Annotated in this window: 15 protein-coding genes; 10 read left to right on the top strand and 5 right to left on the bottom strand. The window is 66.5% G+C overall.

The window, feature by feature from the left end; all coding sequences use genetic code 11:
• Window positions 1-11: 11 nt before the first annotated feature.
• On the bottom strand, window positions 12-1,019 hold the full coding sequence (locus BUA54_RS07700; RefSeq protein WP_072856631.1) for a TRAP transporter substrate-binding protein: 1,008 nt from the start codon (window positions 1,017-1,019) through the stop codon (window positions 12-14).
• A 120-nt stretch (window positions 1,020-1,139) separates the two neighbouring features.
• Here BUA54_RS07700 and BUA54_RS07695 point away from each other — a divergent pair, with 120 nt between their 5' ends.
• The gene (locus tag BUA54_RS07695) at window positions 1,140-2,786 is read left to right on the top strand and encodes an aromatic amino acid ammonia-lyase (RefSeq protein ID WP_178352722.1); all 1,647 of its coding nucleotides are present in this window, start codon (window positions 1,140-1,142) and stop codon (window positions 2,784-2,786) included.
• Window positions 2,787-2,909: 123 nt separating this feature from the next.
• On the opposite strand, the gene BUA54_RS07690 is transcribed toward BUA54_RS07695, so the two are convergent.
• The 3 genes from BUA54_RS07690 to BUA54_RS07680 all read right to left on the bottom strand — a co-directional run bounded on the left by BUA54_RS07690 (window position 2,910) and on the right by BUA54_RS07680 (window position 6,339).
• A complete protein-coding gene (locus BUA54_RS07690; RefSeq protein ID WP_072856629.1) occupies window positions 2,910-4,172 on the bottom strand; it encodes a capsular biosynthesis protein in 1,263 nt (420 codons plus the stop codon).
• On the bottom strand, window positions 4,169-5,614 hold the full coding sequence (locus tag BUA54_RS07685; protein ID WP_072856628.1) for a GumC domain-containing protein: 1,446 nt from the start codon (window positions 5,612-5,614) through the stop codon (window positions 4,169-4,171). Before BUA54_RS07685 ends, BUA54_RS07690 begins: the two co-directional genes overlap by 4 nt.
• Before the next feature lie 110 nt (window positions 5,615-5,724).
• The gene (locus BUA54_RS07680; RefSeq protein WP_072856627.1) at window positions 5,725-6,339 is read right to left on the bottom strand and encodes a response regulator transcription factor; all 615 of its coding nucleotides are present in this window, start codon (window positions 6,337-6,339) and stop codon (window positions 5,725-5,727) included.
• A gap of 247 nt (window positions 6,340-6,586) precedes the next feature.
• Between BUA54_RS07680 and BUA54_RS07675 the strand changes: the two genes are divergently transcribed.
• The 4 genes from BUA54_RS07675 to BUA54_RS07660 all read left to right on the top strand — a co-directional run bounded on the left by BUA54_RS07675 (window position 6,587) and on the right by BUA54_RS07660 (window position 12,031).
• Window positions 6,587-7,966, top strand: a complete 1,380-nt coding sequence (locus BUA54_RS07675; protein WP_072856626.1) for a WecB/TagA/CpsF family glycosyltransferase — start codon at window positions 6,587-6,589, stop codon at window positions 7,964-7,966.
• A gap of 21 nt (window positions 7,967-7,987) precedes the next feature.
• Window positions 7,988-8,875, top strand: a complete 888-nt coding sequence (locus tag BUA54_RS07670; protein WP_072856625.1) for a UTP--glucose-1-phosphate uridylyltransferase — start codon at window positions 7,988-7,990, stop codon at window positions 8,873-8,875.
• Between the two features lie 103 nt (window positions 8,876-8,978).
• A complete protein-coding gene (locus tag BUA54_RS07665) occupies window positions 8,979-9,488 on the top strand; it encodes a putative pterin-binding protein (protein ID WP_072856624.1) in 510 nt (169 codons plus the stop codon).
• A 20-nt stretch (window positions 9,489-9,508) separates the two neighbouring features.
• Window positions 9,509-12,031 (top strand): hybrid sensor histidine kinase/response regulator, encoded by a 2,523-nt coding sequence (locus tag BUA54_RS07660; RefSeq protein WP_245810593.1) that lies wholly within the window; start codon window positions 9,509-9,511, stop codon window positions 12,029-12,031.
• Here BUA54_RS07660 and BUA54_RS07655 read toward each other — a convergent pair.
• Window positions 12,024-13,211, bottom strand: a complete 1,188-nt coding sequence (locus BUA54_RS07655) for a polysaccharide biosynthesis/export family protein (RefSeq protein ID WP_072856691.1) — start codon at window positions 13,209-13,211, stop codon at window positions 12,024-12,026. The genes BUA54_RS07660 and BUA54_RS07655 overlap by 8 nt on opposite strands.
• Before the next feature lie 240 nt (window positions 13,212-13,451).
• On the opposite strand from BUA54_RS07655, the gene BUA54_RS07650 reads away from it, so the two are divergent.
• The 5 genes from BUA54_RS07650 to BUA54_RS07630 all read left to right on the top strand — a co-directional run bounded on the left by BUA54_RS07650 (window position 13,452) and on the right by BUA54_RS07630 (window position 19,441).
• Window positions 13,452-14,687, top strand: coding sequence for an oligosaccharide flippase family protein (locus tag BUA54_RS07650; protein WP_072856623.1), 1,236 nt, complete (start codon window positions 13,452-13,454; stop codon window positions 14,685-14,687).
• A gap of 3 nt (window positions 14,688-14,690) precedes the next feature.
• Window positions 14,691-15,611, top strand: coding sequence for a glycosyltransferase family 2 protein (locus tag BUA54_RS07645; protein ID WP_072856622.1), 921 nt, complete (start codon window positions 14,691-14,693; stop codon window positions 15,609-15,611).
• Window positions 15,612-15,628: 17 nt separating this feature from the next.
• Window positions 15,629-16,609 carry a glycosyltransferase family 2 protein gene (locus BUA54_RS07640; protein WP_072856621.1) on the top strand — a complete coding sequence of 327 codons (981 nt, stop codon included), beginning with the start codon at window positions 15,629-15,631 and terminating at the stop codon, window positions 16,607-16,609.
• A complete protein-coding gene (locus BUA54_RS07635; protein ID WP_072856620.1) occupies window positions 16,606-17,619 on the top strand; it encodes a glycosyltransferase family 4 protein in 1,014 nt (337 codons plus the stop codon). The genes BUA54_RS07640 and BUA54_RS07635 overlap by 4 nt, the downstream gene beginning before the upstream one ends.
• 232 nt (window positions 17,620-17,851) lie before the next feature.
• Window positions 17,852-19,441 carry an ABC transporter substrate-binding protein gene (locus BUA54_RS07630; protein WP_072856619.1) on the top strand — a complete coding sequence of 530 codons (1,590 nt, stop codon included), beginning with the start codon at window positions 17,852-17,854 and terminating at the stop codon, window positions 19,439-19,441.
• Window positions 19,442-19,502: the final 61 nt, after the last annotated feature.

Genomic DNA, 19,502 nt, shown 5'->3' with positions numbered 1-19,502 from the left:
CGTTCACGTGATCAGTAGCGGGCGTCGTGGCGCTCGAGCGCCTCGATGTAGCCGTCGTAGTAGCCCTGTGCGTCGGCCCCCACCTCGGTCTTCCACTCCTCGATCAGGGGTGCGGCGGCGTCACGCCACAACTGCACCTCTTCGTCGGTGGGCGCGTAGAGCGTGTGTTCGCCGCTGTCGATCATCTTCTGGCGACCGGAGGCTTCGTCCTTGGCCCAGCCTTCCGAGAATTTCCGGGACCATTCCGGCGTGCAGTGATCGTCGAGGATCTGCCTCAGATCCTCGGGCATCCCATTGTAGGTATCCTTGTTGATCAGCAGAAGCTGCGCCGAGATGTAGAACGGCATGTCGAGATGGTACTTCGTCTCGCTGTCGACGCCGAAGATGTAGACGGAGTTCCAGGGAAAAGTGATGGCGTCCGCCGTGCCGTTGGCGATGGCTTCGCGGGCTTCGGGGGCCGGCACCTGAACCGGGCCGCCGCCGAGAGAGCTGATGAAGCGCGACATGGTCGCATGTGCGGGGCGGACGTTCAGGCCGTCGATGTCGGCCGGGACCTTGATCGGGTTCTTGGAATGGAAGGTTCCCGGATCGTGGGGGTTGGCAAGGCAGAACTTGACGTCCGGCATCTCGGTTTCCGCAATCGGGGCGTACCATTCGTGCATCGCCTGCGCGCCGCCGATGGCATCGTCGGCCAGAAACGGAATTTCGATCAGGCTGTAGATCGGAAAGCGCCCGGCCTGATAGCCCGGGTTGGTATAGGTGATGTCGGCGATGCCGTCGCGGGCCATGTCGTAGTGGTCGGGCGCGGCGCCCAGCTGCTGGGCCGGAAAGATCGTCACGGCGATGCGGCCGTCCGATGCCTCTGACAGCGACTTGACCCAAGGCTCGATGCCCATGGTCTGGATCGGGTGCGTCGGCGGCACCCAATGGGAAAGCCTCAGCGTCACCTCCTGCGCTGTGACCGCTCCTGTCGTGATGGCGGCAAGCGTAGCGCAGGCCATCATCCTGATGATCTTCATGGTCTTCCTCCCGGTTTTGCGCGCCCGACTCGAACCGGTCGGATTGCAGTTTGACAATGGCTTATGCATTTTCATTCAGCAAGTCCGCCGCACGAGTCGGACAATTTGGGAGGGGATGCCATGACGATCACGCTGGATGGCGCAAGCCTGACGCTTGCCGATATCGATGCGGTTGCGCGCGGAGGGGCGAAGGTCGCCATCACCGGCGATGCCGACGTTCTTGCACGGGTGCACGGGTCGCGCGACGTGATCGCCCGCGCCGTCGAACGCGGTGAGGAGATCTATGGCGTGACCACGCTTTTCGGTGGCATGGCGGATGTGCACGTCACGCGCGATCAGCTGATCGACGTGCAGAAGATTGCGCTGTGGCAGCACAAGTCGACCACCGGGCCAAGGCTGCCGGATGCGGATGTGCGCGCCGCGATGCTGCTGCGGGCAAATTCGTTGATGCGGGGCGCCTCGGGCGTGCGGATCGCGCTGATCGAACGCCTGGTCGCGTTCCTCAACGCTGGCGCATCGCCGCAGGTGTACCAGCGCGGGTCCATCGGGGCCTCCGGCGATCTGGTGCCGCTGACGTACATCGGCGCGTCGATCCTCGGCCTCTCGCCCGAATTCCTCGTCGATCTGGATGGAGAGACGCTCGACTGCCATACCGTGCTGGCCAAGCTCGGCTTTACGCCCATGGACCCCGATCCGAAGGAGGGGCTGGCGCTGAACAACGGCACCGGGGCCTGCACGGGGGTCGCCGCCAACGTGATGGCCCGGGCGCTGGATGCCGCGACGATGGCGCTGGGCGTCCACGCCCTCTTTGCGCAGGCCCTTCTTGCGACCGACCAGAGCTTCGATCCCTATATCCACGCCCAGAAGCCGCACCCCGGCCAGGTCTGGTCCGCCGCCCGCATGGCAGAGCTTCTGACGGGCGGCAGGACCATCCGCTCGGAAGCCGGCGGTGATCGGGCGCGGCGCAAGGGCGACCTGATCCAAGATCGCTACGGCATCCGCTGTCTGCCGCAGTTCTTTGGCCCCATCGTGGATGGCCTGTCGACGGCCGCCCGGCAGATCGAGACAGAGGCCAATACCGCCAACGACAACCCGCTGATCAACCCCGCGACGGGCGAGACCTTTCATACCGGCAACTTCCTCGCGCAATACACGGCGATCGCGATGGACAGCACGCGCTATCTGATCGGCCTGATGTGCAAGCATATCGACAGCCAGATCGCGCTGATGATCACGCCAGCCTTCTCGAACGGCCTGACGCCTGCGCTGGTCGGCAACATGGACACCGGCGTGAACGTGGGGCTGAAATCGCTGCATATCGGGATGAACCAGATGTCCACGCAGATTTCCTATCTGGGGCAGAGCGTGGCCGACCGCTTTCCGACCCATGCCGAGATGTACAATCAGAACATCAACAGCCAGGCGATGAATGCGGCCAACCTTGCCCGCGACCAGATGGACGTGACCGAGCATTTCCTTGCCGCCGCCCTTCTGACCGGCGTGCAGGCGGTCGAGGTGCGGTCACGGGTCGAGACGGGGTCCTGCGATGCGCGCGACATCCTGTCGCCGGCGACGGTGCCCCTGTACGAGGCAGCGCGTGTGGCCGCCGCGGGGCGACCGGACAAGGCGCGGACCATCGTGTGGGACGACATGGACGGATTCCTGCAGCCCAAGGTCGAGGGGCTGCTGGCCGATATCGGGTCGCGCGGCAATGTTCACGCAGCGTTGCAAGCGCTTCGGAGTTCGCTCGACACCTTCCGCGCCTGATCGTCTGGCAGTCGGGTTCGGTTGTCGGCAGCCGCGAGAGCCATGCGGTAGTGGCCGTCGGGGCCCTGCAAACGCTTCTCCGGCAACCGTCATGGATTGGCCGATGTCCAAGCCCCGCAGGCCTCAGATCTCGCTGCTCTGCATCTCTTGCGCATGAATGCCCAGCAGGAGGAGGGCGGGCCACAGGAGGTAGGCTTCGATCTCGAGGTTCTCGCCGAAGGTCAGCAGGATGATGGTCATCATCAGGCCCATGGGCAGGCGACCGCGGGGGCTGCAGGTGGCGTCGCGCAGGGTCAGGAGGGTCTGCCAGACGAGCGGCACCAGCAGGGCGCCGAAACCCACCAGACCCTTGACGAAGAGCAGGCCATACCACGTGTGATGGCTGCCGATGGGCATGTATTCGACCGCGTGGGACCCCGGCTGCACGGTGCCGTGGCCGAACCAGACCGCCTCGGCCCGCCAGCGTTCGGTGGCGATGCGTTGCAACGTCTCGCGGACGCGGGTGCTGTCGGCGCGGGCCCCCTTGAAGGCGGAGACCGCATCCTTGGCCGCCGCGGCCAGCGCCGCGCCGGAGATGGCGAGGGAGGCGGTGAGGCCCGACAGGACGCGCCACGCCCAGCCCCGCAGGATCAGGGGCATCATCCGCGGGGCGACGGTGCAGGCGGCGAGGCCGACGAGGCCCATGCGCGACTTGGAGGCGAAGATCATCAGAAGACCCGCGGCGATCCCGATGCGACGCCAGCGGCGGTCCGGGTCTTCCAGCGCGAAGAGCACCTGAACCACGCCCAGAAGAGCTGCGAAGGGCGACCACGGGGCGTAGAACTGCCAGCGCGGCGTCCAGCTGGCCGGGTCCCAGGTGAACATGAAGACCGAGAAATATTCAGGCCCCGGTCCACCGATCGCCTTGAGCGGCGAGGTGAAGATCCGTTCCGGCAGGCCGATGTGCGGTGCGGCCAGCATCAGGGGGGCAAGGATCAGGGTCCCAAGGCCCACGACGCACTGACCGCGGACCAGAACGCCGCGCCGGATCGGCAGCACCGCACCGGCGAAGGGAAAGAGCGCCAGCAGCGCCCAGCCCTTGGCCCAGCCGATGGAGGACTTGATGGTCTGCTTGAGGCCGAGCGACCAGTTCAGGTGACCCACCCACAAGGCAATCAGCATGACGGCCATGCCGATGATCCAGAGCCAGACCACGACGGGCACCGGCCCCGTGGCCCGCAGGTCGTCGCGCACGGCGTCGCCGAGGTAGAGGATCAGAACGGCAAGGCCACCCAGCGACCACGCCAGCACAGGCCCCACGACGTAAAGGGCGCCGATGGCATAGAAGGGCCATGTCCAGACCAGCGTGCGATAGACCATACGCTCGACCGGGTTGAGGTCGGTCATGCGGCGACCGGTGTCTTGGAAAGCAGGCGGCTGATCAGGGCCAGCCGGACCCAGCCCATTGCGAGGGCCATCAGCATCATCAGCGTGGCCGCGATGCCAGCGGCGATGGCAAGCTTGCGGTTGGGCGACGAGGGGCGGTCGGCCAGCGAGGGGTTTTCCAGCACCTGCACCAGCGGGTAGGAAGCATAGACGTCGGACTTGCTGGACTGCGCGCGGGCGATGGCGGAGGCGAAGACCGCCTCGGCAACGGAAAAGTCCCGTTCCAGATCCTGAAGTTGCGCGGCTGCGGCGGCCTTGCGGTTCAGGTCGGCCTGACCTTCGGCGTGCTGCGCCTTGAGCGTCGTCAGTTCCTGCTTCAGGCCGGCCCGGTCGACATCCTTGCGGACGAGGTCCGACAGCAGCTCTGCGCGCGCGCCCTGCGGGGCGAGGTCGAGGGTCGCAAGCGTGGCGATGTCCAGTCCTGTCGTGGCAGAGGCCAGTTGCAGTGCGGCGGTGCGGGCCTTGTCGCGTCCGTCCCGGGCGGCGACTACCTTGGGATGCGCGGGGCCATAATGGGCGGAGGCTTCGGCATGGGCCGCCTCGAACCGGGCGATGTCGTCCAGCAGGGCGAGGTAGGACCCGTCTGCGTAAAGCTTCAGCGTCCTTGCCGCGGTCAGGGGATCGAGGCCCAGCTGCCGCGACATCGCCGCGACCGCTGCATCGGCGTCCGCAAGTGCCGCGGCACGGCTGCGGATTTCGGTTTCGAGCGCCAGGTTGCGGTCGAGCAGCACGTCGTATTGCTTCACCGACAGCAGGCCGGTTTCATCCTGCAGACGCGAGATCTCGGCCCGTGTGCCGCCGACGGAGTCGCGGTAGTCGGCGATCGCCTGCAGGCTGCTGTCCTCGCGGGTGTTCACCTCGTCGGCGCGGAGCGCGTCGAGTTCGCGGAAGAAGGCGGTCAGAATTGCCTCGCCGCGGGCCTGCGCATCCTCGGGGCTGCCGCCGGTCATCTCGAAATGGATCAGGCTGGTCTGGTCGACCAGTTCGACGCGGGGCTGGCCAAGCTCTCCCTGGCTGATGTCGAGCGATCGTGCCGCGGCGGCGAGAATCCGGTCGGCGGCCAGCAGGCGCTTGTAGGTCTCGGTCGGGCTGACCGCATTGCTGGAAAAAGCGGAGTTCGCGGAGGACGAAGCCTGCCCGATGCCGTTCAGGTTCAAGGAGGCGGAGGCGCCGGAGCCGGGCAAGATCAGCGAGGTGGAGGATTTGTATTTCAGCGGCGCGGTGCGCAGGTAGCCGGTGATCGGGGCCCAGATCATCGCACCGCCCAGCAGCGCGAAGGCCGCGTAGCGTGGCAGACGTCCCAGATCGCCGAGGCGGCCACCGACGATGGCGCGCCTGATACGGCCTTTGGCGGGTTTGGGACGCGGGGCGATCAGCGTGGTGTCGGCTGGGGCGTAGGACATGGTTCAAGTCTCCTTAACCAATGTCCTAACAATTTGAAGCAAGGGCAGCACGCGCGCGGACGGGGATGCGGCGGTCGCATCGGAGGCGGCGACCTATCCGCCCGGATAGGTCAGTAAAGTCCGGCCTCTCGGGCGATCATCGCGGCCTGCGTGCGGTTCGCGGCACCGACCTTGCGGTAGAGCGTCTTGACGTGCAGCTTGACCGTCGGCTCCTGGATATCCAGATCGCGGGCGATTTCCTTGTTGGACTTGCCTTCGGTCAGGCCCTGCAGGACCTGTAGTTCGCGCGCGGTCAGCTTGTCGGCCAGCGGGTTCGTCACCTTTTCCTCGACCGCCGTCATGAAGTCGATCGGCGCGTATTGCTCGCCCATGGCCATGAAGCGGACGGCATTGATCAGCGACTTGGCGGGCAGCGACTTCGGCACGAAACCGGCTGCACCGGCTTCCAGCGCATCCTCTGCGATCCGGCGCGTCGCCTCGCCGGAGATAAGGGCGACGCGCTGGCCGGTGCCCATGGCGATGGCCGTACGCAGGCCGGCAAGGCCGTTCATGCCGGGCATGTTGTAGTCCAGCAGGACGAGGTCGTAGGGATCGTCCGCCGCGATCCGGGCACAGGCATCGGCGAAGTTGCCGACCGAGGCGGTCTCGATCCCGCCCTGACCCTCCAGATACATGACCAGCGTGTCCCTCAGAAGATCATGGTCGTCTGCGATCAATACTCTCATGACGTGTCCCTCATGGTTACGATGTTCTTAATCCGGGAGTGTGGCCAATCAAAGGCTGAATGTGATGCACATTCGGCGAGTCTCTTAACCATTAAGGATATGTTCACCAACCCACGGCAGGGGGGCGGGTCACCGCCCGGCTGTCCCGCGGCCCGTCTGACCCCTGCACCTGTCCCGTCGCTTCGTTGCGCCAAACCCCTGTTTTCATTGATCTGAATGCAGATGATCTGCAAACGGGACACCCCAGATGAAACACGCAACCTTCGATTTCCTGACCACTCCGGATGCCTTTGAGGACGCACAGAGCTACTTGCCCGCACTCGACCTGACGCTGTTGGACAGCACGGCCGAAAGGGCTGTCGACCTGCTTCTGTCACCCGGAAAGCGCACTGCCTTCTTCATCAATGCCCATTGCTGCAACGTGATGCATCGGGACCGCACCTACATGACGGCGGTGCGCTGCGCCGACGTGCTGCTGCCAGACGGGATCGGTATCGCCCTGGCGGGCCGGATGACGGGCCAGCGCCTTGCGGGCAACCTCAATGGTACGGACCTGATCCCGGCGCTTCTGGCGCGGGCGGCGAAGACCGGCAAGGCGGTCTATCTGTTCGGCGGCACGCCCGGCACAGCGGATGCGGCGGCCGCCACGCTGATCCGGCGCATTCCGCACCTGCGGGTCGTCGGCACCCGCGACGGGTTCGACGGCGCGCAGGATACGGATGCCGTCATCGCCGATATCAACGCCAGCGGCGCCGATATCGTGCTGGTCGCCCTTGGTGTGCCGCTGCAGGAGATCTGGATCCACCGCAACGCCCACAGGATCGACGCGCAGCTGGTCACCGGTGTCGGGGCGGCGCTGGATTTTCTGGCTGGCAACGTCAGCCGCGCCCCCCTCTGGCTGCGGCGGGCGCGGTCCGAGTGGATCTGGCGTCTGGCCCAGGAGCCGCGCCGTCTGGCACGTCGCTATCTGGCCGGTAACTTCACCTTCATGGCGCGCGCGGGGGCGACGGTGCTGCGTCGCGTTTCTGGTGCCAGCGTGGCGCGCCGGGCGCTCGATATCACGGTGGCGGGCTTTGCCTGCGTGGCACTGGCACCGGTCCTTGCGCTGACGGCGCTGGCGATCAAGGCGGATTCGCAGGGGCCGGTGCTGTTCCGGCAGACCCGGATCGGCCAGAACGGCCGGCCCTTCACGATCTACAAGTTCCGGTCCATGGCGCAGGATGCCGAGGCGCGGCGGGCGGCGTTGCTGGCGACGTCGGATCGGGAAGGCGTCTGCTTCAAGTCGAAATCCGATCCGCGCATCACGAAGGTCGGCAAGGTGATCCGTCGTCTGTCCATCGACGAGCTGCCGCAGATCCTGAACGTGCTGCGCGGCGAGATGGCGATCGTCGGTCCGCGCCCGGCGCTGCCGGATGAAGTCGCGGCCTATCCGGCCCGCGCCATGGGGCGTCTGGCGGTAAAGCCGGGGATCACCGGCCTCTGGCAGGTGTCGGGCCGTGCCGACATCGCCTTCGACCAGATGATCGACATGGACCTGACCTATGCCCGGTCGCGGACCATCCTGCTTGACCTGATGTTGATCGCCCTGACATTCCGCGCCGTCGTGTCCGGTCGCGGCGCCCACTGACACCCAGAAAGGATTAAGACCATGACCCATATCCGCAAGGCCGTCTTTCCCGTCGCCGGCATGGGCACCCGTTTCCTGCCCGCCACCAAGTCCATCCCGAAAGAGATGCTGACGCTGATCGACCGCCCGCTGATCCAGTATGCCGTGGACGAGGCGCGCGCGGCGGGGATCGAGGAGTTCATCTTCGTCTCTGCCGCCGGAAAGTGCGCGCTGGAGGATTACTTCGACACAGCCGCCCTGCTGGAAGAGCGCCTGCGCGCGAAGGGCAAGACGGATGCGCTGGCGGCGCTGGACCGGACGCGGATGCCCGAGGGCGCGCTGACGATCCTGCGGCAGGCGCAGCCGCTGGGTCTGGGCCACGCGGTGCGGCAGGCCCGGCGGCTGATCGGTGACGAACCCTTTGCCGTCCTGCTGCCCGACGACGTGATCGCGGGAGAAACAGGTGCCTTGTCGCAGATGGTGGCGGCGCATCGCCTGACCGGCGGCCACATGGTGGCGACGATGGACGTCGCGCGGGCCGAGACGGCGTCCTACGGCGTGCTGGACGTCGCCCGACAGGACGGCAGGCTGGCCCAGGCACGCGGTCTGGTCGAGAAGCCGGATCCGGCGCGGGCGCCGTCCACACTGGCGGTCGTCGGGCGCTATATCCTGCAGCCCTCGATCTTTGATAGGCTGGCCGATCTGACACCGGGTGCCGGCGGAGAGCTGCAACTGACCGACGCGATCAACGCGGATGTCGTCGACACCGGCGTGACCGGCTATCGCTTTGCCGGCGAACGCTTCGACTGCGGGTCGGTGGCGGGCTTCGTGCAGGCCACCGTCGCCTTTGCCCTGGCGCGGGGAGATCTGGCGGCGGGCGTGCGGTGCATCGTCGACGGGGACCGTCCGGCAGGCCGTATCGCCGCGTGACGCGGCGCGCGACCTATCCGTCCGGATAGGTCGCTATCCCGAAGGCCGCATGCATTCTGCCGCGATTTGCGCGACAAGAGGGAAATCGACAAGGGAGCCTGTCATGTTTGCACGAATCCAAAAGACCGCCGGTCTGGCGCTGATGACGATGACCTGTGCCACGGGCGTCGCGGCGCAGGATGCGCCCACTGCCACGCCGGAGGTGCTGCTGACCATATCCGGCGAGGTCGATGCGCCCGAGGCGGCGCTGACCTTTGATCGTGCGGCACTGATGGCCCTGCCTGTCACCACGATCGAGACCAGCACGATCTGGACGGAAGGCACGCATACCTTCACCGGCGTGTCGCTGGCCGATCTGATGGATCAGCTGGGGGTGGAGGACGGCACGCTGCTGGCCACGGCAATCAATGATTACACGGTCGAGATCCCTGTCTCTGACGCCGTCGCGGGCGGACCGATCATCGCCTATCTGATGGACGACGCAGAGATGCCGGTGCGCGACAAGGGCCCGCTCTGGATCATCTACCCCTACGACAGCAGCGCCGCCTTCCGGTCGGAGGTCGTCTATTCGCGGAGCATCTGGCAACTCGACAGGATCGAGGTGGACCGCTAACCCGGTCGGGCGGACAGCCCATGTCCGACGGGGGAGTGACGGATCTGGCGATGATGCCGCACAGACGCAAGCGGGCCGGGCGCACCATGGCGGTGGTGTCCGGCCTTGTCGCGTTTGCGGCGATCCTGTTCCTGACCCTCAATGTCTCGCGAGAAATCCGCCTGCTGGGGTCCGCCAGTTCGGACAACGTCCAGTGGTCGCTGTCCCAGACCGAGGTGGAGTTTCTTGAGTTCACCAAACGGATGACGATGACCCCGGTCGATCTGGGTGACGTGCGTCGCAAGTTCGACATCTTCTACAGCCGGATCGGCACCATCCGCGAGGCGAGGGTCTTTGCTGACCTGCGCGCGGATGCTGGGTTCCGCACGGAGCTTGCCCAGATTCAGACCTTCCTTGAAGACAGCATCCCCGTCATTGATTCTGACGATCTGGCTTTGAGGGCCAGCCTTCCGGCCCTGCGCGACCGAGCAGACGCCGTCCGCCCCGTCGTGCGCGATCTGTCCACCGCGGGGCTGGACCTTTTCGCCGTCGCATCCGACGTGCAGCGCCGCGCCGTTGCCCGGACCCTGACGGAACTGGCGATCGCCCTTGCGATCCTGATCGGCACGCTGGCGGTCGCCGTGCTTTACCTGAACCGGCTGATTGCCGCGAATACGCGGCGGGCGGACCTGCAGGCCCAGACCGTCACCCGGATGAACGCGATCATCGCGACATCGCTCGACGGCGTCATCGTCAGCGATGCTGCGGGCCGGATCATGACCTTCAGCCCCGCGGCCGAGGCGATCTTCGGTCATTTCGCCGAGGATGTCGTTGGGCGCGATCTGGGCGGCGTCATCGTGCCGCCGCATCTGCGTGCCGCCCATGACGCGGGGATGGAACGGATGCGGAACGGCGGACCCAAGCGGGTCGTGGGCCAAGGCCGCGTCCGGCTGGAGGGGATGCGCGCCAGCGGAGAGGTCTTTCCGATCGAGCTGTCGATCCAGTCGTCGGTGACGGAGGCCGGCGAGATCTTCATCGCCTTCGTGCGCGACATCTCGCGCCGGGTGGCGGACGAGGCAGAGCTGATGGCCGCGCGCGACACGGCCCTCGCCAACGAAAAGCTGAAGACGGAATTCCTGGCCACGATGAGCCACGAGATCCGGACGCCGCTGAACGGTCTGCTTGGCAACATGGACCTGTTGCAGGATACACAGCTGAACCCGCAGCAGGCCCGCTTCGTGCGCAACATGGAAACCTCTGGCCGGCTGCTGATGCGGCACATCTCTGACGTGCTGGACATCACGCGCTATGACGCCGGCAAGATGAGCGTGCGGGCGGAGCCGATGAATCTGTCCGTCCTGCTGCAGGACATCGTCGACAGCCAGACCAGCATGGCCGCGGCGAACGGCACGGCGCTGGAATGGGGCTGGAACGGGGCACCGCACAACTGGATCATGTCCGATCACGACCGCCTGCAGCACATTCTGATGAACCTCGTCGGCAATGCGGTGAAGTTCACGAAGGCCGGAAAGATCACGGTGACGGTCGCCGCAGAGCCCGACGGCGACAGGATCGGGCTGACCTTTGCCGTGACGGATACCGGCCCCGGGCTGGATGCCGATCTGGCGGCGCGCGTCTTCGACGACTTCGTGACCGGCAATTCCGCCTATGACCGAGAGGTCGGCGGGACCGGCCTTGGCCTTAGCATCGCGCGGCGGTTCGTGCAGGCGCTTGACGGGGACATCGGCGTCGACAGTGCGCCGGGGCGGGGCAGCACCTTTTGGGTCAGGCTGCCGGTCGCCGTCGCCGAACCGGCAGAGATCGTCGAGGTCGCCGCGCCGGCGCAGGCGCCGCAGCGCCCGCTGCATGTGCTGGTGGTCGAGGATAACGAGATCAACCGGACCGTGGTGCGCGACATGCTTGAAGCTGGCGGGCATCGGGTGACCGAGGCCGCGGATGGGCAGTTGGGCGTCGCCGCGGCGCAGGCACGACGGTTCGACCTGATCCTGATGGATATCAGCATGCCCGTGATGGACGGGCGCACCGCGACCCGTGCCATCCGGAAGGGCGACGGCCCGTCGGCGCAATCGCCCATTGTCGCGCTGACGGCCAACGCGATGCGCGACGAACAGGATGCCTTCATGACGGACGGCATGGACGGCATCCTGATGAAGCCGCTGTCGAAGGCGGCGCTGGCCGAGGTGCTGGCTGCCCATCAAGGACCGGCGCCCGGCGTTGCTGCCGGCGTGATCGACCGCGATCACGCCGCCGAAACGCGAGAGGTGCTCGGGCCCGCGGGCTACGCCCGGCTTGCGGGGCGTTTCGTACAGGAAGCGGATGATCTGCTGGTCTGGCTGCAGGACGTGGCCGACACCGATCTGGCAGAGGTCGCGGCCCGGTCGCACAAGATCGCCGGCAGCGCCGGGGTCTTCGGCGCCACCGCCTTTCGGGATCAGCTGAAGCGGATCGAGACGGCGGCCAAGGCGGGCGACCCGGCGACCGTGACAGCGGCGATCGCGGACCTTGCCGCCGTCTGGGACCGCACCCGCGACGCCCTTATCTAGCGATGAGCGTCGCGGCCCCGAGGATGCCGAAGATGCGCCCGACTTCGGCAATGTTCGTGACCGTGCTGTCGTAGCAGGCCAGCGCATCGCCCGGCAGCAGGTAGGGATCGTAGTCGTCACGGTCGGCACGCCGCAGAAGATCTTCGATATCCCGTTCGATCACGGCGGACACGCCGGTCACCGGGTTGCGGGTGAAGAGCACAGACGACCGGTCGGCGCTGGTGCTGCGCGGCCCGCCGACGCAGTTCGCGTCGATCACCGCCTGCAGGTAGCGCGTGCCATACGGCACCTCTCGCACCGTCTGGCCGATGGCCGCCGCGGCGTTGTTGCTGGCGGGCTGCGTCAGATTGGACAGGAACAGGCTGACACCCGGCGGGCTGATGGGGCTGGGGCGCATCAGGTCTTCCTGAAAGCACTGGCGGCTGGGGACGCGGACCTCGTCCCCGGTCAGCAGCATGATGTCGACGGCATTCTGCCCCTCGAACACGCCGCGCATGTCGAGGCGGTAGAGCACGCCGCCGCGCCGCACCTCGACCGCCGAGATGTCGGCGTCGGGCCGCACGCCGCCGACCGCGCGCAGGGCTGCCGAGAGGTTGCGCCCTTCGGTCGAGGCGCCCAGCGCCGCCTGACGCAGCACGTCGAGGCCATCGCCCGGCACGCCGCCGATTTCGACCGCATGGGGTTCGAAGACGGCGCCGGATACGCCGACGGTGACGGAGGCGAAATCCGTGACGCGCACCGACAGCTGCGGCGCATCCGCGTAAAAATCCTTGGCCTGCAGGCCGCGCAATATGTCGGCCTCGACCTCTGTCGTGGACCGGCCCTGGGCCTGGATCGGGTCGAGAAAGGGCAGCTTGAGCGTGCCGTCGCGCGACACGACATAGGACCCGCTGAAGGTCGGGTCGTCGCCGACGCGCACGTCAAGGAGGTCGTTCCGGGTCAGCCGCTCGCCCTGCAGGATCGCATCGGCCATCGCGCTGCCCTTGCCGAGCCCGGCGCCATTCGCGTCCAGCCCGCCGTAGGGAAGGCATTTCTGCGCGTTCAGCGCCTCTGACCGGAGGAACATCGCATTCGCGCGGGTCACACTGGGGTCGCGGTACTGCGCCTGATAGGCGTCTCCTGTGGCCACGGGCTCGATGTTGTCGGGCGTGTCGTAGGCCGTGCAGGCGGGCGTCAGCATCAGGAGCGACAACGCGCAGCACAATGGAATTGAATGGGCCAACGCTCACCTCGCCTACCTGTCGTTGCAGCGACCTTATGCGAATCCCGCGACGCGGTCCAAGGGCCAGCGGGATACCGGTCTATCCTGACGGGTAGGTTGTTGCGCATTTGTGCGATCCCGGTGACCGGAGGCGCCCGCGACAGGTGGCGGGCGGCGCCTTAATGGTTCGTTGACCTTAACGAAGGGGACGGCCCAGCCATGCAGACGACATCACGATCGAAGGCCCTGATCGGCAACCTCATGGCCTACGGTGCGTCCGAAGTGGCGTCCAAGGCGTCGCGCCTGATCGTCGTGATGGCGGTGGCGCGAACGCTGGACCTGCACCAGATCGGCGTCGCTGCGACAGCGATCGCCGCCGGTGACATCCTGAAGTCGCTGACGGAAACCGGCGTCGGTCAGCGCATCATCGCCGCCACCGACGAGACGCTGGAGGCCGTTTGCGCCACGGCGCACCGCATCTTTTGGGGGTGGAGTATCGGGCTGTTCGCGATCCAGACCCTTGTCGCTGCCGGGTTCTGGCTGACGGGCGGCAGCGTTACGCTGTCCCTGCTGATCCTGCTGCTGGGGGCCGAGTATCTTTTCATGCCGGCGGGACTGGTGCAGGTCGCGCTGGCGATGCGTGCGGGCAAGCTGCGCCGCACCGCGTCGATTGCCGGGGCGCAGGTCGTCGGCGCAAACCTGATGTCGGTGCTGCTGGTCCTCTTCTGGCCTTCGGCGCTGGCGCTAATCCTGCCGCGCCTGTTGTCCGCGCCGATCTGGCTGGTCGCCGTGCGTCGCCTGCATCCGTGGGTTCGACAGCCCGCCGCGGGCTTCGCCCCACTGCGCCCCTTCGTCAGCTACGGCTGGGCGGTGCTGGGTGTGGAGCTGGTCAAGGCGCTGCGCCTGCAGGCGGACAAGCTGATCGTCGGTCTGCTGATGGGGTCGCAGGCGCTGGGCCTTTATTTCATGGCCTTCAATGCGGGGTTGAGCCTGTCGAACGCCTTTACCGTCGCCTTCGCCACGGTGCTGTTTCCGCACCTGACCCAGACCGCCGACCGCAGCGCGGCCCTGCGCGGCAGCATCCTGACCGGGATCGGCCTGATCGGTCCGGTGGTGATCCTGCAGGCGCTGGCCGCACCCTATTACGTGCCCGTCCTGCTGGGCGACGACTGGGCGGGGATCGGCGATATCGTCTCGATCCTCTGCCTCGTGGCGATTCCCACCACGCTGTGGACCGCCGCCGCCGGCTGGCTGCGGGCCAACGACCGGCCGCAGGTGGAACTGGCCGTGACAGTGGCCCTCGCCGCGGGGGTCGTCGCGAACACGGTGCTGCTGGCCCCCCTTGGCCTGACCGCCGTCGCCACCGGCTATGCCATTGTCACGACGATCATCTTCGTCGTCGCTTCGCTTCCCGCGATCCGTACCGCCTTCTTTCCCCGTCTGGCCGAGGTTTGATCCATGCCGCAATACTCTGTCGTCATCCCCTGCTACAATGCCGCCGCGACCATCCGGGATACGCTGGCCAGCATCACCTGCCAGACCCATCCGGCGTGGGAGGTGATCTGCGTCGACGACGGGTCGACGGATGACACCGTGGCCATCGTCCGCGCACATGCCGCGTGCGATCCGCGTATCCGGCTGGTGCGCAATCCGGGCAAGGGGCCGTCGGACGCGCGCAATCACGGCGCCACTGTTGCGCACGGCACGATCATCGCGTTCTGCGATGCCGACGACCTCTGGTCGCCGACGAAGCTGGCCGAGCTGACGACGATCTTCACCGATTCCGGGGTGGATGCCGTCTATGGTCAGATCGCCTTCTTCCGCGATGTGCCGGAGGACGCGGTCACGTTTTCCACCGTGCCGGAGGGAGCCCTGACCATCCCCCGGCTGCTGGGAGAGAACCCGGTCTGCACCATGTCGAACATCGCCGTCCGGCGGGAGCTTTTCGTCGCCTCCGGCGGGTTCGACGCCCGGATCGTGCACAACGAGGATCTGGAATGGCTGATCCGCCTTGTCGGCGGGGGTGCCCGGATCGTCGGCATCGACCTGTGCCAGACGTGGTATCGCACCAGCGCCGGCGGGTTGTCATCCGATCTGCAGGCCATGGCGCAGGGGCGCCGGACCGCGCTGCAGACCGCTGCGCGTTTCGGCCATGCGCCGGACCGGGCGGCAGAGGCGGTGCATCAGCGCTACCTCGCCCGCCGGTCCCTGCGCCTTGGGCAAAGCCGGATCGATCCCCTTCGCTATGCGGCCCGTGGCCTGATCTTTTGCCCGGCCGCCTTCTTTTCCACCCCTCGCCGGGGGCTGCTGACGTTGATCGGGGCCTGCACGGCGCTGTTGATGCCACCCGCCCTGACGGGCCGCCTCTTCTCTCGCTGACAAAAAGGAAACCATCCATGCCCCGCGCCACCATCGTCGTCCCCGCCTTCAATTGCGCCCGGACCCTGGCAGAGACCCTGTCCAGCCTGCTTGCCCAGACCTTCAAAGATTTCGAGATCGTCGTCGTCGACGACGGGTCCAGCGACACCACCGCCGCCATCGCGGCCTCGTTCCAGAGCGACCCGCGTGTGCGCCTTGTCCGGCAACGCAACAGGGGCCTTGCCGGGGCGCGCAACAGCGGCATCGCCGCCGCCGCGGGGGAGCTGATCGGATTCTGCGATGCCGACGACCTGTGGGAGCCATGGAAGCTGCAGGCTCATGTCCGCCATCTGGATGCGGCGCCGCACGTGGGCATCAGCTACGCCGGGTCGGCCTTGATCGACGATACCGGCACCCTGCTGAAGCAGGCGCAGTGCCCGCGCCTGACCGGCATCGACGCCGCGCATATCCTCAAGCGCAACCCGATCGGCAACGGGTCGGCGGCGGTGATCCGCCGCGCGGTGCTTGACGCCATCGCCTATCGCCCGGCGTTCGAGACCGTGCGCGACTGGTATTTCGACGAGACCTTCCGCCAGTCGGAGGACATCGAGTGCTGGATGCGGATCGCCCTGACGACCAACTGGCAGTTCGAAGGCGTGCCCGGCCTGCTGACGCGCTACCGCATTAGCGCCGGTGGCCTGTCCGCCGCAACCGACCGGCAGCTGGCCGCGTGGGAGGCGATGATCGCCAAGCTGACGCCCCTCGACCCGGCGATGATGACCCGCCTGACCCCGGTCGCCCGTGCCTATCAGTTGCGCTACCTGTCCCGCCGCGCGGTCAGCGATTGCGACGGCGACCGCGCGTGGCGGTTGACTGTCCGGGCGCTGGGCCAGTCCCGCCTGCCGCTGATCGAAGAGCCGGTCAGGACCGTCACCACGGTCATCGCCGCCCTTGTGCTGCGGCTGGGCGGCCGGGCGGTCATGGCGACCTTTTTGCCGCTGAAGGCGCAGCGCCCGTGACCCGCCGTCCCGTCGTGATGCACCTGATCGACGACACCACCGCGGGCGGTGTCATGCGTGTCGTCGACTTCCTCGTGACCTCTGGCCCGTTGCAGGATCAGGCCCGGCACATCACGCGGCAGGTCGCGCGTGGCCGAATCAGGCCCGAACGGTTGAAAGCCGACATCATCGTCTCTCATCTGACGATGAACTGGCGCGGGTTGCCGGGTCTGGCGGCGTTACGCGTTGCCAATCCCATGACTCCGATGATCCATGTGGAACACAGCTATACCGCAGGGTTCGTGGCGCATAACGTCGCCCGGCCCCGGCGTTTCCGCAGGATGCTGCGCGTTGGGTTCGGGCTGTTCGACAGGATCGTCGCGGTGAGCGCGGGGCAGGCCGTCTGGATCCGAAATGCCGGCCTGTGCCGGTCCGACAAGGTTGCTGTCATTCCGTCCTGCGTGGACCTGTCGGCCCTTCGCGCCGTCCCCGACCGTGCGGGCCCGGTGCGGGTCTTCGGCGCGATCGGGCGCCTTGATCGGCAGAAGGGATTCGACGCCCTCGTCACGGCATTCCGCACCTTGCCGCAGGCAGACATCGCCTTGCACGTCTACGGTCAGGGGGAGGAGGAGGCATCCTTGCGCGCGCTGGCCGCCGGTGATCCACGCATCCATTTCAAGGGCTTCGCCGCCGACCCGACCCGCCCTTATGCGGAGGTCGATGCCGTGGTCATGCCCTCCCGCTGGGAGGCCTACGGCCTCGTGGCCATCGAAGCCCTGAGTGCCGGACGCCCGGTCATCTGCGCCGATGTGGACGGGTTGCAGGATCACGCCCCGCATGGTGCCGCCGTCGTCGCGCTTCAGACCACCGATGATATCCGTCGTGTGCTTGAACGCGCCATATCGGGCGGCATCGAACGGCGCGCGACGATCCGTTCGGCAAGTCGGCTTGAGGATGCCTTCCTCGAAAGCTGGTGGGATCTGATTGCCGTTCATGGCAAGGCCCGCCGAACGATCTGCGTGGCCGGCTAGTCGGTCGGCCTGTCCCGACCGCCTATTGCGACTGCGTCCGGCGCTTCACCAGACCGAGGAATTTTGCGGGAGGCATTGGCGCGGAGGCGGTTGGCCACGGCGGGGGTGCGGTGTAGAAGGGGGGACCGATGGCGGGGCAAGAATGGTTTCATTTTCGTGCAGACCAAGTTACTCCACGTCGAGGTCGGATGAACCGGACCAAAGAATAACCAAAACCAAACGGGAGAAATGAATGTCCTTCAAATCAACGGTTGCAACGGGCCTGTTGCTGGCCACGGTGGGGGTCTCTGCCTCTGCCCAGTCGCTGGTCTATTGCTCGGAAGGGTCGCCCGAAGGGTTCGACCCGGCGCTCTATACCGCCGGCACGACCTTCGACGCGTCCAGCCACCCGATCTATGACCACCTGACGGAATTCAAGGTCGGCACGACAGAGGTTCTGCCCGGTCTGGCCGAAAGCTGGGAGGTTTCCGAGGACGGCAAGACCGTCACGTTCAAGCTGCGTCAGGGCGTCAAGTTCCACGCCAACGACCAGTTCACGCCGACCCGCAATTTCAACGCCGACGACGTGATCTTTACCTTCGATCGTCAGGGCAACCCGGACAACCCCTACAACAGCTACTCTGGCGGCACGTGGGAATACTACGGGTCCATGTCGATGCCCGATCTGGTCGAGAGCATCGAGAAGGTCGACGATTATACCGTCAAGTTCAACCTGACCCGCCCCGAGGCGCCCTTCATCGCGAACATGGCGATGGATTTCGCGTCGATCGTGTCGAAGGAATACGCCGACGCGATGATGGAAGCCGGCACGCCGGAAATGCTGAACCAGGCGCCCATCGGCACCGGACCGTTCAAGTTCCAAGCCTACCAGAAGGACGCCGTCATCCGCTATCTGCGCAATGACGAGTATTACGGCGACAAGGCCAAGGTCGAGAGCCTGATCTTCGCGATCACGCCCGACGCCTCGGTCCGCTACCAGAAGGTGCAGGCGGGCGAGTGCCACATCATGGCCTACCCGAACCCCGCGGACGTGCAGGCGATGAAGGACAGCGACGATGTCGTCGTGATGGAGCAGGAAGGCCTGAACGTGGGCTATCTGGCCTACAACACGAACGTGGCCCCCTTCGACAACGCCAAGGTCCGCAAGGCGCTGAACATGGCGATCGACAAGCAGTCGATCATCGACGTCGTGTTCCAAGGGTCCGGCCAGATCGCCAAGAACCCGATCCCGCCCACGATGTGGTCCTACAACGACGCGATCGAGGACGATCAGTATGACCCCGAGGCCGCCAAGGCGATGCTGGAAGAGGAAGGCGTCACCGACCTGTCGATGAAGATCTGGGCGATGCCGGTGCAGCGTCCCTACAACCCGAACGCCCGCCGCATGGCCGAACTGATGCAGGACGATCTGTCCAAGGTCGGCGTCGATGTGGAGATCGTGTCCTACGAGTGGGGCGAGTATCTGGAACGGTCCAAGGCCGCCGACCGTGACGGCGCCGTGCTGCTGGGCTGGACCGGCGACAACGGTGATCCCGACAACTTCCTCGCCGTGCTGCTGGGCTGCGATGCGGTCGGCAACTCGAACCGCGCCAACTGGTGCAACGAGGACTTCGACAAGCTGATCCAAGAGGCGAAGGTCCTGCCGACGCAGGAAGAGCGTGCGCCGCTGTACGAACAGGCGCAGCAGATCTTCAAGGATCAGGCCCCCTGGGACACGATCGCGCATTCGGTCGTCTACATGACCATGCGTCCCGAGGTCGAAGGCTATGTCGTGCACCCGCTGGGCGGTCACATCTTCAACGCCGTCGGCCTGAAAGAGTAACCGGTCGCCCTGACCATCCGGGGCGGCACCATCGTGTGCCGCCCCTTGCTGTTTGAAAGAC

The sequence above is a fragment of the Loktanella atrilutea genome (genome assembly GCF_900128995.1).
Lineage (GTDB): Bacteria > Pseudomonadota > Alphaproteobacteria > Rhodobacterales > Rhodobacteraceae > Loktanella > Loktanella atrilutea.
This window is presented reverse-complemented; position numbering and strand designations above follow the sequence as displayed.